The organism is Sphingobium sp. FW305-3-2-15-F-TSA7 (assembly GCF_058787155.1).
The window spans coordinates 119,441-134,314 of record NZ_JBYSZM010000011.1 but is presented as its reverse complement, the minus strand read 5'-3'; the positions used below and the strand labels follow the sequence as shown (position 1 = coordinate 134,314).

Annotated in this window: 16 protein-coding genes; 2 read left to right on the top strand and 14 right to left on the bottom strand. The window is 66.1% G+C overall.

Going from position 1 to position 14,874, the window contains the following annotated elements; genetic code table 11:
* Positions 1–83: 83 nt before the first annotated feature.
* Positions 84–3,017, top strand: coding sequence for a TonB-dependent receptor (locus AC3WN8_RS11125; RefSeq protein WP_492669477.1), 2,934 nt, complete (start codon positions 84–86; stop codon positions 3,015–3,017).
* A complete protein-coding gene (locus AC3WN8_RS11120; RefSeq protein WP_492669476.1) occupies positions 3,017–4,063 on the top strand; it encodes an amidohydrolase family protein in 1,047 nt (348 codons plus the stop codon). The genes AC3WN8_RS11125 and AC3WN8_RS11120 overlap by 1 nt, the downstream gene beginning before the upstream one ends.
* On the opposite strand, the gene AC3WN8_RS11115 is transcribed toward AC3WN8_RS11120, so the two are convergent.
* The 14 genes from AC3WN8_RS11115 to AC3WN8_RS11050 are packed head-to-tail and all read right to left on the bottom strand — an operon-like array spanning position 4,054 to position 14,869.
* Complete coding sequence (locus AC3WN8_RS11115; protein ID WP_492669475.1) at positions 4,054–4,434, bottom strand: flagellar protein FliS; 381 nt, start codon at positions 4,432–4,434, stop codon at positions 4,054–4,056. The two genes, AC3WN8_RS11120 and AC3WN8_RS11115, sit on opposite strands and share 10 nt — an antisense overlap.
* A 1-nt stretch (position 4,435) precedes the next feature.
* A complete protein-coding gene (fliD, locus tag AC3WN8_RS11110; RefSeq protein ID WP_492669474.1) occupies positions 4,436–5,845 on the bottom strand; it encodes a flagellar filament capping protein FliD in 1,410 nt (469 codons plus the stop codon).
* A 47-nt stretch (positions 5,846–5,892) separates the two neighbouring features.
* Positions 5,893–7,020: an EscU/YscU/HrcU family type III secretion system export apparatus switch protein gene (locus tag AC3WN8_RS11105; protein ID WP_492669473.1), complete on the bottom strand. Its 1,128-nt coding sequence runs from the start codon at positions 7,018–7,020 to the stop codon at positions 5,893–5,895.
* Positions 7,017–7,802 carry a flagellar biosynthetic protein FliR gene (gene fliR / locus AC3WN8_RS11100; RefSeq protein WP_492669472.1) on the bottom strand — a complete coding sequence of 262 codons (786 nt, stop codon included), beginning with the start codon at positions 7,800–7,802 and terminating at the stop codon, positions 7,017–7,019. The genes AC3WN8_RS11105 and fliR overlap by 4 nt, the downstream gene beginning before the upstream one ends.
* On the bottom strand, positions 7,799–8,071 hold the full coding sequence (gene fliQ, locus AC3WN8_RS11095; protein ID WP_492669471.1) for a flagellar biosynthesis protein FliQ: 273 nt from the start codon (positions 8,069–8,071) through the stop codon (positions 7,799–7,801). Before fliQ ends, fliR begins: the two co-directional genes overlap by 4 nt.
* A gap of 4 nt (positions 8,072–8,075) precedes the next feature.
* The gene (fliP, locus tag AC3WN8_RS11090) at positions 8,076–8,837 is read right to left on the bottom strand and encodes a flagellar type III secretion system pore protein FliP (protein ID WP_492669519.1); all 762 of its coding nucleotides are present in this window, start codon (positions 8,835–8,837) and stop codon (positions 8,076–8,078) included.
* A 26-nt stretch (positions 8,838–8,863) separates the two neighbouring features.
* Positions 8,864–9,151 carry a flagellar biosynthetic protein FliO gene (locus AC3WN8_RS11085; protein WP_492669470.1) on the bottom strand — a complete coding sequence of 96 codons (288 nt, stop codon included), beginning with the start codon at positions 9,149–9,151 and terminating at the stop codon, positions 8,864–8,866.
* Positions 9,151–9,426: a flagellar motor switch protein FliN gene (gene fliN / locus AC3WN8_RS11080; protein ID WP_492669469.1), complete on the bottom strand. Its 276-nt coding sequence runs from the start codon at positions 9,424–9,426 to the stop codon at positions 9,151–9,153. The genes AC3WN8_RS11085 and fliN overlap by 1 nt, the downstream gene beginning before the upstream one ends.
* A 10-nt stretch (positions 9,427–9,436) precedes the next feature.
* Complete coding sequence (locus AC3WN8_RS11075) at positions 9,437–10,348, bottom strand: FliM/FliN family flagellar motor switch protein (protein WP_492669468.1); 912 nt, start codon at positions 10,346–10,348, stop codon at positions 9,437–9,439.
* On the bottom strand, positions 10,345–10,941 hold the full coding sequence (locus AC3WN8_RS11070) for a flagellar basal body-associated FliL family protein (RefSeq protein WP_492669467.1): 597 nt from the start codon (positions 10,939–10,941) through the stop codon (positions 10,345–10,347). Before AC3WN8_RS11070 ends, AC3WN8_RS11075 begins: the two co-directional genes overlap by 4 nt.
* A 24-nt stretch (positions 10,942–10,965) precedes the next feature.
* On the bottom strand, positions 10,966–12,330 hold the full coding sequence (locus AC3WN8_RS11065) for a hypothetical protein (RefSeq protein ID WP_492669466.1): 1,365 nt from the start codon (positions 12,328–12,330) through the stop codon (positions 10,966–10,968).
* A 34-nt stretch (positions 12,331–12,364) separates the two neighbouring features.
* The gene (locus AC3WN8_RS11060) at positions 12,365–12,796 is read right to left on the bottom strand and encodes a hypothetical protein (RefSeq protein WP_492669465.1); all 432 of its coding nucleotides are present in this window, start codon (positions 12,794–12,796) and stop codon (positions 12,365–12,367) included.
* Positions 12,786–14,117 (bottom strand): FliI/YscN family ATPase, encoded by a 1,332-nt coding sequence (locus AC3WN8_RS11055; RefSeq protein WP_492669464.1) that lies wholly within the window; start codon positions 14,115–14,117, stop codon positions 12,786–12,788. Before AC3WN8_RS11055 ends, AC3WN8_RS11060 begins: the two co-directional genes overlap by 11 nt.
* The gene (locus AC3WN8_RS11050) at positions 14,111–14,869 is read right to left on the bottom strand and encodes a FliH/SctL family protein (protein WP_492669463.1); all 759 of its coding nucleotides are present in this window, start codon (positions 14,867–14,869) and stop codon (positions 14,111–14,113) included. Before AC3WN8_RS11050 ends, AC3WN8_RS11055 begins: the two co-directional genes overlap by 7 nt.
* Positions 14,870–14,874: the final 5 nt, after the last annotated feature.

Here is a 14,874-nt window from a genome sequence, read left to right as displayed (position 1 = left end):
TTGCTGCCCGAAGTGAGGATCGCGCCGACAGACGCGTCAATGCCCCGCACGGCCGACCGGCCGGCAAATTCGGGGGGATGAAAATGCGAGATTATCATTCGGCGCTGCGGGCAGCGATCATCGGCGGCGCGAGCATCGGCTGCATCGCGATTGCGGCACCGGCATCCGCGCAGGAGCGAAGCCAGCGCTTCGACATTCCCGCGCAGGCGGCCGCCAACGGCCTCAACGAATGGGCGAAACAGGCCGACCGCCAGATCGTCTTTCCCTATGCCGCGGTGAATGGCCGGCGCACGCCCGCCGTCCGGGGCAAGCTCACACCGCGCCAGGCGCTCGACCGGCTGATCGCGCCGCTTGGCCTTGCGATCACGTCGAACCAGAACGGCACCGTCACCCTGGCCGCCCAGCCGGTGTCGGCCATCGCCGCCGAGGATCCGCCTGCGGAGCCCGAGACCAGCGAGATCGTCGTCACCGCATCGCGCATCGACCGCGCGTTCGAGGCACCGACGCCCGTCGTCTCGGTGACCGCGCAGACGCTGAAGATGGGCGGGCCGAGCAACGTCGCGGAGGCGTTGAACGACTTGCCCCAGTTTCGCGGCACACGCGGACCGCAGGTGACGACCACCAATTCCGATGGCGGATCGTCCCCCGTCGACCTGCGCGGCCTGGGCATCGCGCGCACCCTCGTGCTGCTCGACGGGCGCCGATTTTCGGCGGACAACGATCTCAACACCGTTCCCACCATCTTGATCCGGAGCGTCGACATCGTCACCGGCGGCGCATCGGCAGCCTGGGGTTCGGGTGCAGTCGCGGGCGTGGTCAACATCGCGCTCGACGACAGGCTGGATGGCGTGAAGCTTGGCGGCGAAGCCACGATTTCCAGCCGCGGCGATTATGATGGTTATCGCTTCGAAGGCGCGTTCGGCAAATCCTTCGCGGGTGGACGCGGCCATATCCTGATCGGCGGCGAATATTATGACAATCAGGGCATCCAGCCGCGCACGCTGCGCCGCAATGCCGGGCGCTGGTCGTCAGTCTCCAACGGCGCTGGCGCATTCTATCTGGCGCCCGATGTCGGCTTCGCCAATGCCGCGGTGGGCGGGCTGATCCTGTCCGGTGCGCTGCGCAACAAGGCGTTCAATCCCGACGGCACGCTGCGCGACTTCCAGTTCGGCAAGGTGATCGGCACGTCGATGCTCGGCGGCGAGGGACCCAGCAACGACGATGTGGCGCCGCTGGTCGCGCCGATCCGACGCTACAATATGCTCGGCCGGATCGGCTACGAACTCTCCGACGCGCTGAAGGTGACGGCGGAGATCCGGCATTCGCGCTTCTACAACCGGTACGACGCCTATGCCGACAACAGCCGCGGCACGATCACGATCAAGAGCGACAACGCCTTCCTGCCCGCGACGGTGCGCGCGCAGCTTGCCGCCGCCGGGCAGACCAGCTTCACCTTCGGCCGCTTCAACAGCGATTTCGCGACGCTGGAATTCGATATCGACCGGCCGACGACGCAGGGCACGATCGCGCTCGACGGCCGGTTCGGCGAAAGCTGGCGGTGGAGCGCCTATTACAGCCATGGCGAGACGCGGAACCGGCAGAGCACGCACAACCAGATCCTGACGCAGAATTTCGCGCAGGCGATCGATTCGCTGATCAGCCCGGTGACGGGCCAGCCGATCTGCCGCGTCGCGCTGGCCAATCCGACGACGAATTGCGTGCCGATCAACCTGTTCGGCGACGGCAATGTCTCCGCCGCCGCGGCCGCCTATGCCACCGGATCACCGTCGATCCGGGCGAAGTCGCAACTCGATGTCGGCGGCATCAGCCTGCGCGGCGAGCCCTTCGACCTGCCGGCCGGTCCGGTCTCGATCGCGATCGGCACCGAAGCGCGGCGCGAGGCGATCAACCAGGTCGCCGATCCGCTTTCGCTGGCGCGCGCGTTCACCAGCTTCAACACCGCGCCGCTGGCGGGCAAATTCACCGTCAAGGAAGCGTTCGGCGAAGTGCTCGTGCCGATCGTCAAAGATGTCGCCCTGCTCAACGACCTGCAGTTCAACGGCGCCGTCCGGGTCAGCGACTACAGCACGACCGGATCGATCTGGTCGTGGAAGCTGGGCGTGACCAACGAATTCTTCCCCGGTTTTCGCGGGCGCTTCACCCGGTCTCGCGACATCCGATCGGCCAATCTGTCGGAACTGTTCACGACGCGGACTCAAGGGACGACCCCGGTGGCCGATCCCGTCACCGGGCAAAGCTCGCAGGTGACCGTCATCGGCGGCGGCAATCCGAACTTGATGCCCGAAACGGCCGATACGATGACGGGTGGCTTCGTCTTCTCACCGCCATCGCTCCCCGGTCTCAGCGTCTCGATCGATTATTACAAGATCAAGATCGACGATGTGATCGTGACACTCGCTGCGCAGGACATCGTCGCGCGTTGCGCCAACGGCAATCAGGATCTTTGCGTACGTGTCCAGCGCGACGGCGCCGGCAACATATTGCAGGTGCTGTCGTCGAACGTGAACCTTTCACGCTACAAGACCGACGGCATCGACCTGGACCTGTCCTACGGCTTTCGGCTGGGCGAGGGACGCATGACGCTGCGCGGGCTGGCGAGCTGGGTGAACAGCCTGACCACCGACGACGGCATCAGCCGGATCGAATATGTGAAGTCGCAGAATTTCGCCTTCGGCTTCGGCGTGCCGAAGCTGCGAGCGACCGCGAGCGTCAGCTATGACGGGCCGGCGTTCGGCGCCTATATGCGCGGCCGCTATATCTCGGCGGGCAATACCGACAATACGGTCAACAACGTCAACGGGCGGATCCCCGCCTTTGCCTATGTCGATCTGGGCGCCACGGTGAAAGTGGCGATGCCGGGCGGCGGCCCCAAGGCGGAACTGTACATCGACGTCTCCAACCTGTTCGACAAGGATCCGCCCAAGTCGTCGACCTACTCGCCCTATTACGACGTGATCGGCACCTATTTCTCGGCCGGCGCGCGGATCCGGTTCTAGTGAAGACTGCAAAGGTCGCCCTGGCCGCGATGGCGTTGAGCCTCACGGCCGGGGGAGCCGTGCACGCGGCGGGGAAACCCCGGCCCCCCGCCGCGGACCACCATCTCCACATCCAAGGGCCGGAGGTCACCGTCCAGATCAAAAAGGCGGCGGCGGACTCGCCCGAGCGGTTCGAGCGGCTGAACAAGGACCTGCTGAAGACCCGCACGCTCGCCGACGTGCTGAAGACGCTCGACGAGGCGGGGATCCGCCAGGGCGTGCTGCTGTCCGAAGCCTATATGTTCGCATCGCGCTTCAGCACATTGCCGCCCGCCGAGGCCGCGCGGCTGACGCGGATCGAGAATGCCGACACCGTCGCGGCGGCGCAGGCGTCGGGCGGGCGGCTGCTGGCGTTCATCGGCATCAACCCGTTGAGCGACTTCGCGATGGACGAACTGCGATACTGGGCCTGCCGGCCAGGCGTGACGGGCATCAAGATCCAGCTCGGCAATGCGGGTTTCGAGCCGCGTTCGTCCGACCATGTCGAAAGGCTCGCGCGGATCTTCGCCTTCGCGCGCGACAACCGGCTGGCCATCGTCGCGCATGTGCGCAGCGAGGCGGATTATCCCGTCTCCGACGTCGACAACTTCATCGATCGCATCCTGCCCTTCGCGGGCGATACGCCCGTGCAGATCGCGCATGGCGGCGGATCGGGCCGGCTGGATGCCGCCGCCGTCGCCGCGATCGGCCGCTATGCCGAGGCGATCAGACACGGGAAGCCGGGTACGAAGAATCTCGTTTTCGACGTCGCGCTGATCGTGGTCGACGAGGAAACGGACCCGGCACTGATATTGGCCTATACGGCGAAGATGCGCGAGATCGGCATGAAGCGGTTCGTCTTCGGGTCCGACTGGCCGACCCTCTATTCGCCGGCGCGATACAGCGAGCTACTGCGATCGAAACTGCCGCTGACGCGTCGGGAATGGACGAAATTGTTGCGCAATCGCGCGCCCTATTTCAGTTCGTCAAGCAGGCGCGGACGCGCCGCTTGCCACACTCAGCGCTGAACGAACGACCGGCGAATATCCTCGAAATCGCCGTGCAGGCGCGCAATCGCTTCGCGATCGAAGCGGACCACCGAATCGAGGATCGTGCGTTTGCCGCCCCGGTAGAATTGGAGCAGGGTCGCGCCGATGCCGTCAGCGGGACCGGGCGTCACGCCCAGCTCCATTGTCGTGAGCACCGCGATCGCGCGGGTCATCGCCGCGCTCTTGCGCTGATTATGGCCATGATCATAGGCGAACAGCGCCGATTGCAGCGCGGAGAGCAGTTCCTCGAGCAGCAGGGTCACGAGTTCGGCCTGGCCGGCGCCGCTGACCCGGGCGTCGAATTCGATGCGGCGATAGGTCGCGGCGGGATCTTTGCTGAGCGCGAGCATATCAGTCCGACTTGTTCCAGGCGGCAACCTGGTTCTGCAGGAAGGTCAGCGTCGATTTGAATCCGGCGACGCGCGTGTCGGCAACGGTGAACTGCTTGCTCAGTCGCGCGCGCAGCTTCTCCGATGCTTCGCCCAGATCCGCGCGATCCTCGACGATGCTGGTCTTCATGCTCGAATAACGCTGGATCGACGCGGCGAGCGAGCCGGGATTGCCGACCGCGGACGTGCCGCGCGAGATCCGGTCCATCTCCGCATAGACGCCGTAAAGGCCGGGGGTGAACATCGCCGCCACCGCCTCCGGATTGTCGGCGAGCGCCTTGGCCAGCACCGCGGTGTCGAGCGCATAGCTGCCGTCGCGATTGGTCTTCACGCCGAGCTGCGCCAGCGTCGCGGGCTCGCCCTCGGCGGCATTGGGCATGATGATGCGCGAGGTCAGGCCGGCAAGGTCGCGGCGCAGCGCCTGCGCGCCATTGTCGCGGCGGATATCGCCGGTCTGGGCGTCCATCGCCTCGGCCATTTCGGCCTTGATCTCGTTGAGAGCGGATACGAAATCGGTCAGCGCGCTGGTGATGTTCGGTGACGGATTGGAAAAACCGATCCGCGTCGGATTGCCGATATTGGTGCCGGTGAGCGAGATCGACAGGCCGTTGATCGCGCTGGTCACGGTGTTGATCGGGCTCGACATTTCGAGCCCGTCGAGCCGGTAGAGCGCATCGCCGGCATTCGACAGAACCTGCGCGGACGAGGTGCCGCCCGGCGCCCATGCCAAAGCCGCCAGCCCCGGGTCGCCCACGGTTTCGCTCGCTTCGATGGTAAAGCCGTTCTCGGCGCCCTCGGCGCCCTTCATCACCAGCTTCGCACCCGTCGTCGTCACCGCGACATAGGCGGAAACGCCGCTGCCCGAACCGTTGATCGCGTCCGCGACATCCTGGAGCGTCGCGCCGGACGCGATGGTGATCGCCACGGGATTGCGGTCCGCATCGGCGGTGAAAGTCGCGCCGTCGACCGCGCCGAAGCGCAATGTCAGCGTACCCGACCCCACATTGCTCGCGGCACTGGCATAAGGCGTGCTCGCCACCGACTGGGATCGCGCCAGCGCCAGCACTTCGAGCGAATAGGAACCCGATTTCGGCGCCGCGACCGACGCGCGGCTGACCGTCGCGACCGCGGCATTGGCGATGGTCGGCAGCGGCGTCAGATCGCCGGTGCGGACCCGATCGCCCAGCGCGTTCGCCAGCGACTGGATCTTGTTCTTCATCGACGATGCGGCGGAAATCTGCGCGTCGAGCTGTTCGTCCCGCTTGTCGAGCCGCGCGATCTTGGCGGAGAATTGCGCCTCGACCAGCTGCGTGGTGAGCGCCGCCATGTCGATGCCGCTGCCGGCGCCCAATGATGAGATGATCGATGCCATGATCGCAAGAACGGCCCTCTGGTCCGAAACTTAATGCCGGACCTGGTTCATGCGCTCGCGCGCCCGAATTCGTCGAAGCGCAGCGCCATGGGCACGTCGATCACCGGGCGCTGGGGCCGCTCGCCGCGCTTCAGCGACATGACGAAGGCCAGCACCGAGGCGACCGCGATGAACAGCTCCTCACGGATCACCATATTCTCGCGCGTGGTGAAATAGACCGAGCGGGCGAGCATCGGATATTCGAGCACCGGCAGGTCGAGTTCCTTCGCCAGCTCACGCATCGCCAGCGCCTTTTCGCCGCGCCCCTTGGCGAGCACGATCGGTGCGGAGGCGCGCGTCGGATCATAGGCCAGCGCCACCGAGAAATGGGTCGGGTTGGTGATCACGAATTGCGCGTCGCGCATCGCGCGATGGACGCCGCCCTTGGCGATCTCTCGCTGGCGCTGGCGGATCGCGGCCTTTTTCTCGGGTGATCCTTCGCTTTCCTTATGCTCGTCGCGCATTTCCTGATGCGTCATCTTGAGGCGCCCGAGCTGGCGGATCAGCTGCATCGGAAAATCGAACATCGCGATGACGATCAGGCCGGCGGAGAGCGTGAACATCAGCCGGATCAGCAGATCCCAGGCATAATCGAGCTGCCCGAACAGATTGCCGCGGCCGAGCCCCAGGATCGAGCCGATCACGCCCTGGGCGAACCACCAGGCGATCGCCCCGAGCAGCGCGACCTTGACCAGCGCCTTGCCCAGCTCGATCCAGCCATTGGCGCCGAACATGCGCTTGAGGCCCGAGAGCGGATTGATGCGGCTGAATTTGGGCGCGACATTGCCGGCGATGAAACGGCCATGGCCGAAAGCGAGCTGCGAGGCGAGCGAGACGATGATCGTGACGACGCCGAGCATCAGCACCATCGGCAGGGCGGCGCCGAGCACCGCGCGCAGGATCGCGCCCGGTTCGAAATTGTCGAGCGCCGCACGGTCCCAGCGCAGGCCGATATGAAAGACCTCGGTGAAATTCGCCATCATCCAGTCGTCGGCGAACCAGAGCCAGGCGACGCCCGCCAGCACGACGACGGCAGTCGCCAGTTCGCGCGAGCGCAGGACATCGCCATTCTTCGCGGCATCGCGCAGCCGCTTTTCGCTTGGTGCGAACGTCTTTTCGCCGGATTGCTCGCTCATCGGGCCACCAGCATGGTTTCGACATCGGCGACGGCGTCGCCCGCCAGGCCGAGAAGCTGTTCGTTGAGCAGCGGCGCCGCGATGACGAGCGCGATGATGCCGGCGAAGACGCTGGCCGGCAGGCCGAGCGCGAACAGGTTGAGCGAGGGCGCGGACCGGCTGACGATGCCGGTGACGACATTGACGAGCACGAGGATCAAGGTGACCGGCAGCGCGAGGAACACCGCGGTCACCAGCATGTCACCGCCGAAATCGACGACCTGTTCGAACTGGGCGGCCGACAGCCAGGCCCCGCCCGGCGGGAAAACCGCATAGCTGCGCACGATCAGCGAGACGAATTCGAGATGCGCGTCGACCGCGAGAAAGGCGAGCGTCAGCAGGATCGAGAAATATTGGCCGAGCGCAGTCGATCCCGCGCCCGAATTGGGATCGGCGGCGGTGGCGATGCTCATGCCCATGGTGCCGCTGATCACTTCGGCGGCGATGGTGGGCGCAGCGAAGGTCAGCTGGATGACGAAACCCATTGCAAGGCCGATCATCACTTCACTGGCGACCGCGACCAGGCCCGCCGCGGACAGCAGCGCCGCGGGCGCCGCCACGTCGGTCCATGCCGTCACCAGGATCGCGATGGCGCCGGTGATCGCGACGCGCAGCTGCACCGGCACGCCGGCCGAGCTGAAGATCGGAGCGGCGATCAGCGCCGCGCCGATCCGCGTCATCACGAACATCATCCGCCATAATTCGGCCTCGATACTTCCGAAGCCGAAATCGATCGCTATCACCGGGTGATCTCCGGGATCATCGCGAACAGGTCCTGGGTGAAATCGGTCATCAGGCCCATCATCGAGCCGCCGAACAGCACCAGCACGAATGCGGTGACCGCCAGCTTGGGCACGAAGGTCAGCGTCTGTTCGTTCACCGAGGTCGCCGCCTGGATCATGCCGACGACGAGGCCGACCGCCAGCGAGGAAAGCAGGACGGGCGCCGCGACGAGCGCCACGATCCACATCGTCCGGTTGGCGAGTTCGAGAAGCGAGGTTGCGTTGTCCATGGGATCAGGTTCCGAAGCTGGCGGCGAGCGAGCCCATCAGCAGCGCCCAGCCGTCGACCAGGACGAACAGCAGCAGCTTGAAGGGCAATGAGACGACGGTCGGCGACATCATCATCATGCCGAGCGACATGAGCACACTGGCGATGACGAGATCGATGACGAGGAATGGCAGGAAGACGAGGAAACCGATCTGGAAGGCGGTCTTCAACTCGCTGGTGACGAAGGCGGGCATCAGGATCGAAAAGGGGATGTCGGCGGCGCGCGCGTAACCCTTTTGCCCGGCCATCTCGGAGAACATCTGCAGATCGGTCTTGCGCGTCTGCGTGACCATGAAGGCATGGAAGCTCTCGCCACCCTTGGCGATCGCCTGTTCGGCATTGATCGTGCCCGCCGAATAGGGCTGGATGGCGTTGGTGTTCACCTGTTCGAGCACGGGTGCCATCACGAACAGCGACAGGAACAGCGACAGGCCGATCAGCACCTGATTGGGCGGCGATTGCTGGAGACCGAGCGCCTGGCGCAGGATCGCGAGCACGATCAGGATGCGCGTGAAGCTGGTCATCATCAGCAACAGGCTCGGCAGGATCGTGAGCAGACCCATGATGAGCAGGAACTGGAGCGACAGCGACATGCTGCCGCCCTGATTGCCGCTGATCTCGCCGAATGCGCGATCGAGCGCGCCGGGCAGCGCCGCAGGCACGGCCGGCATCGCCGCCGGCGCGGCGGCGGCGGCATGCGCCAGTTCGGGCGCGATCAGAACCGCCATGAAACACAATGCGAACAGGATACGCTTCACTTGACGTCTCCGTGCGCGGAAACGGCACGCGGACGCGCCGGCGCCTCGGCCAGGGTGACGAGGCCGTTGCGCGTCGCCGACACCAGGATCTCGCGGCCATGGAATTCGATGACGGCGATCTTGATGCCGGGCGAGAGCATCGAGGATTCGATGATCTTGGCGATGCGATCACCCTGGTTGGGCGACAGGCGCCCCTGCATATGCTTGGCGAGACGCAGGCTGCCATAGGCCAGCCCCGCGATCATCGGCAATATCACCAGCAGCTTGACGATGTACCAGAGCATCAGGCGGCATCCTCGTCGCTGCCGCCGGCGCGGTTGGCGAGCTCGACGATGCGCAGGCCGAAACGGTCGCCCTGCGTCACCACTTCGCCGCGCGCGATCAGCGTGCCGTTGACGAGCACGTCGAGCAGCTCGTCGGACAGCTTGTCGAGCGTCACGACGCTGTCCTCGCCGAGCGCGAGCAGTTCCTTGAGCTTCAGATTGGTGCGGCCGAGCTCGACCGTCAGACGGACGTCGACGTCCTTCAATATGTCGAATTTCTTCGCGGTGATGGTCATCATCTGGTCCTTAGTCCTTGAGGATCTGCTTGATGCGGACCGCCATGCGGTCGTCATGCTTGCCCATGGTGCCGAAGCCGATCGCCTGTTCGCCGACGCGCAGCGCGATGTGACGGGCCAGCGAGATCGGCAGTATCTGGCCGGGTTCGAGTGCAGCGATCGTCGCCATCGAGATCGAGGTTTCCGCCATGACCGCGCGGATCGACAGCGGCACTTCGCCCAGCGGCGACTGGACCATATCGTCCCAGTCGGCATGGCCGGGCCGCCTGCTGGTGACGCGGTTGGTGAGCTTCGGCACCAGCATGCGGAGCGCAGTGCCGGCAAAGACGAAATCGATATGCCAGGGGTCGCGCGCGGCCTCGCTGACGGTCATCCGCGACAGCACGATCTGGTCGCTCGGCTCGAGATAGGCGAGATGCGCAATCGTCGCCTCATGCTTCTCGCGCTCGATCTCCGGCACGGTGGACGTGCCCATCGCATCGGCGAGGCGCGCGACGATCATCGTTTCGAGCCGGTCGATCATCAGTTCGGCCGACATCGGGAATTCCTGGGGCAGGACGAGATCGGCCGCGCCGCTGCCGCCGAAATAGCGATCGACCAGGCGCATGATCGCGCCACCATCGACCGACAGCAGGAAACGCGCATCGGAGCGCTTCATGCGGAACAGGCTGTTGCTGGCCAGCGACGGAACGTCGGCCATATAGGCGTCGTAGCGCATCATCGCCGCGGGCTGCAGCGTCACTTCGGGCAGAGTGTGGAGAATGGGCTCCAGGCCCATCTTCATGCCCTTGCGAAGGCGCCCGGCAAGCTGGTTGAGCGGATCCAGATCGAGCGCGGCCGACTGGCTGCCCGACAGCAGCGTGCCCGCGTGCTGCGCCGACGGGCCCCGCCCGTCGCTGGAAAGGCCGACATGCGCGTTCACTGGACGATGAACGACTTGAAATAGACGGCCTTGACGCCGCCAAAGCCTTCATTGGTGACGAGGACCTTGTTGATCGCGTCGGTCAGCCGCTTCTGAAGCCTTTCCTTGCCGACGACGCTATAGGCCTCGGCCTCGCTGGTGTCGGCGAGCACGATCAATATGGCCGAGCGGATCGCCAGTTCGTGCTTCTTGAGCCAGAGCAGGACGCGCCCGTCATAATTGGTCGAGGCGGCCAGGCTCAACTGGACGAAATGGCCGCTCTCGCGAAGGTTCGAGGTGAACTCGTCGTTGAAGCTGTAATAGCTGGTGCGATAAGGTTCGCCGCCCTCGCCGTCGATCTCCTTCGCGCCCGCGCCCTCGCCATGCCCCTCGCCCGCCGGCGCATAGGGATCCGCCTCGCCCTTGCGGACGAATTTGGGATTATTGTCTTCCTTGGCCTCGGCGGCGCTGCCGATCACGCCCTGCAGCATCAGGCCATAAGCGACGCCGCCACCGGCGCCGATCAGCGTGGCCCCGGCGAGCAGCTTGATCATCAGCCCCTTGCTCTTCTTCACTGGTGCCTCGGGGGCGCCCACGGTCTTTGCGGTGCTCATCTCATGGTCTCCGGAAGGTCAATGTCAGGCGAAAATGCCGCCACGGCCGCGCGTCGCGCCGGACTGTGGCCGTTGTTGGTCGGATCGGGTGCCGGCCGGTTCACGGCCGTGGCGCGGCGCATCGTGCGAGCTGCCCATGTTCGCGCCGGTGCCGGCGCCGTCACGGCGTTCGAAGCGCATGCCGTGCGGTTCGCCGGCGGCTTTCAGATCGGGCGTGGCATCGGCGATCATCCGCGCCAGATCGGCGTCGCGCGTGTCGAAGCGGACGACGACGCTGTCGTCGGCCTGTTCGAAGCGGATCGCGATCGGGCCGAAATCGTCATGCTGGATCGCCAGATTGAGCGTGCCGCCCTTGGCCTCGCTGCGCAGCGTCGCGATGGTTTCCACCAAGGCGGCCGCGCGATCGCGGGGCATGGCGTCGATCGCGCCGGTCGCCGAGGGTGCGGCCACGCCGCGGATTTCGGTCGACGTCGTGACGGGCAGGCCCGAAGCATCGGTGGTCGCGGCGGGATCCACGATTGCGCGCCGCTTGTGCGAGACGGGCTCGGCAACCGGATCGGCGTTCAATGCGAACGCGGCGTTGCGCGCTTCGGCCACCGGCTGCGGCACGAAGCGGACCGGCCGGGCATCCTGCACCGGCGCTTCGGCATCGGCGGTCTGTAACTCCGCGGCCCGGATTTCGATGACGGGTGCCAAGGCCGGCTGGACGATCGGCGTCGCGGCAGACACGGCGACAGGCGCCGCGCGCATCACGAACGCGACGCTGTGTGCCGGTGCCGGTTGAAGCCGGGCCGGTTGAAGCTGGGCCGGCTGAACCGACGCCGGGCGAGCCGGTGCGGCCGTATCGGCGATATCGGCAATGATCGCGGCCTGATCGGCGATCGGCGCGGCGGCCGGGTTGGCGGCTGGAGCGGCCATCTGCGCACGCACCTCGGCGGGCACGATCGCGGGCATCTCCAGGCGACGAGCGTCCCCGGCGGTGACGGTGATGGTGGCAGGGCGTTCGGCGGTCACCGGCTCCGGTCGCGTCGGCGTCGAAATGGGCTGGGTCAGCATTGCGAGGATCGGGAACAGGGCTTCGGGAAGCGGCGCGCTTGCGGCCAGATCGTCGTCGCTCTCGGCATCGCCATCGACCGCATCTTCGATATCGCCGTCCGGGGTGGCTTCGCCCGGCATGATCACGACCGGCAACGGCAGGGCGGCAAAGTCTTGCCGGCCGGCCGGCAAGATCTTGCCGGGTACCGGCAAGGTCGGCGCCGGCATATCGACGACCTGCTGGGCGAGCAGCGCCGCAAAATCCCCCGCAACCGCCCCATCGGCTACAATCGGCACGCCAATCGCCAGGAATTGCGCCATTGGCTGGAGGATCGGGGCGGCAACATCGGGCATTGGGGCAAAGGTCCTCGAACGGGTTCGCCCTTTGCTATTCAAACTTCGTGCCAAACCCTTTTCGGCCGGGTGCATCGGCGTAGTTCGTCGCCGCCGCGCGCGCCAAGGCGGCCTGGTAATCGTCCGCACGCTCCTGCGCGGTGGCACGGCTGCGTTCCGCGGCATGGACGTCGCGACCCAGGCGATCGGCAAGATGCTGCGCGGTCGCCGCATCCGCCGAGACCTTGTCCGACATGCGATTGAGCGACTGCGAGAAAGTGAACATGCCGGCAAGCTGGCCGGCATCGGTCGGATCGGCGCGCGCCGCATAGCCCGCCGCCATCTCCCGCGTCCGTTCGGCAAGGCCACGCAGCTGGTGCAGCGTGCTTTCGGCACGCGCCGCCTCGGCGAGCTTCATTTCCTTGGCGACGGCGCGGACCTTTTCGATCCGGCGCAATCGCTTCAGCCGCGCGGGATCATTGGCCATGGCCAAGCAGTGCGGCAAGCTGGCCGATGCTATCGGTCAGCGGCACGCGCTCTTCCTCGGCCTGGCAGATGAAATGCTGGAGATGTTCGTGCATCGCGATCGAGCGATCGATCCCGGCATCGCTGCCGGCGCGGTACGCCCCCATCAGGATCAGGTCGCGATTGGTTTCGTAAGTGGCGGACAGCGCGCGGAACTCGCGCGCGATCTTCATATGATCGCGTTCGACGATGTCGCTCATCACCCGGCTGAGCGATGCGGCGACGTCGATCGCCGGATATTGATTGCGCTGGGCAAGATCGCGCGAGAGCACGATATGGCCATCGAGGATCGATCGCGCGGTATCGACCACCGGATCGTCCTGATTGTCGCCATCGGCGAGCACGGTGTAGATGCCGGTGATCGCCCCGCCGCTTTCGCCCGAATTGCCCGCGCGCTCGACCAATTTGGTCAAGGTCGACAGCGCCGAGGGCGGATAGCCGCGCGCCGAACAGGGCTCACCGAGCAGCAACGCGATTTCGCGCGCGGCGTGCGCGACGCGGGTCAGGCTGTCCATGATCAGCAGCACCGACAGCCCCTGGGCACGGAAATATTCGGCGAGCGCGGTCGCATGCAGCGCGCCGCGAACGCGCAGGTTGGGCGCGTGATCGGCCGGCACCGCGACGACGACGGTGCGGTGGCGCATCTCGCCCGCCATGCGATGCTGGACAAAATCGGAAACCTCGCGGGCGCGCTCGCCGATCAGGCCGACAATCACGACATCCGCCCGGGCCCCATCGGCGATCATGCCGAGCAGCACCGATTTGCCGACGCCCGACCCCGCCATGATGCCGACGCGCTGGCCGATCCCGAATGTGGTGAGCGCATTGAGCGCGCGCACGCCGGTATCGAAAGGCAGGCGAACGGGGCTGCGGTCGAGCGGATTGCCGCGAATGCCGCCCACCGGCCACAATTCGGCCGAGCGGATCGGCCGGCCGCCGTCGATCGGGCGTCCTTCACCGTCGACCGAGCGGCCGAGAAATTCATGCCCCACCGGCACCAGTCCGGGCAGGCCCGCGGGCCGGACGATCGCGCCCGGCCGGATCAGGATGGGATCGGCAAGCAGCATCATGATGGAAAGCCCGTTGCGGAAGCCGATGACTTCGGCGGCAACGCTGCGCCCAGGCTGATAATCGACCAGGCATTGGGTGCCGATCGGCACCGCGAGGCCGCTGACTTCGAGCAACTGGCCGTCGCAGGCGGTCAGGCGGCCAAAACTGTGCAGTCCGCCATCGATCTCCGCCGCTTCGAATCGGTCGAGCAGCGCGACAAGGCTGTTCAGCATGTGCGGATCGCCTCTTCCAGCGCCAGTTTCCATTGTTCGGGGCCGTCCTCTATGCCGCCTTCGGGCGTCATCACGCGGATGGCGCCGCGCGTGAGATCGGGATTGGCGGTCAGCGTCCATTCGGCGGGCAGCAGACCGCCGAGCAGCTTCAGATCGCCGGGGCTGACCTCGACGCGTTTTTCATTGTGCCCGGCCGCAAGCATGCGGACGGCGGTCTCGATCCGCGCGGCGAGCCGGTCGGGTGCGATCGGACACTCGTCGATCACTTGCCGGCACAGCGCCACCACCGCATCGCGTATCCGGCATTCCAGCATCTGCATGCCGGCGGCATCGATCTGGCGGATCTGATCGCCAAAGGCGGTCAGCGCCGCCACATCCTCACCCTGCATTTCGCGCGCCAGCCGTTTCTCGGTGGCGACGCCGTCCTCGAAGCCCGATTTCCAGGCCTGGCGGATCGGATCCTCATCGGAGGATTGCGGCATGACGCCCAAGGCCCGGGCGATATCCGGATTGGGGGCGAAATGGCGGGGCCCGGACGGCGACGCTTCGCTATAGGCCTGGGCGGCATTGCCGGACGATGCCGCGAAATCGGCGGCCGATCGCGGCTGAGCCGCCTGCCCGGCATCGAAAACATCGAGATCGTCACCGTCAAATGCCTCGGCGTCGAAACCGGCGCTTTCGAAGGCGAATTCGCCGCCTGGATCGCGCGCGAGCAATTCGGCCAGTTCGGTGATCGACAAGGCCCTAGTCATGGGTC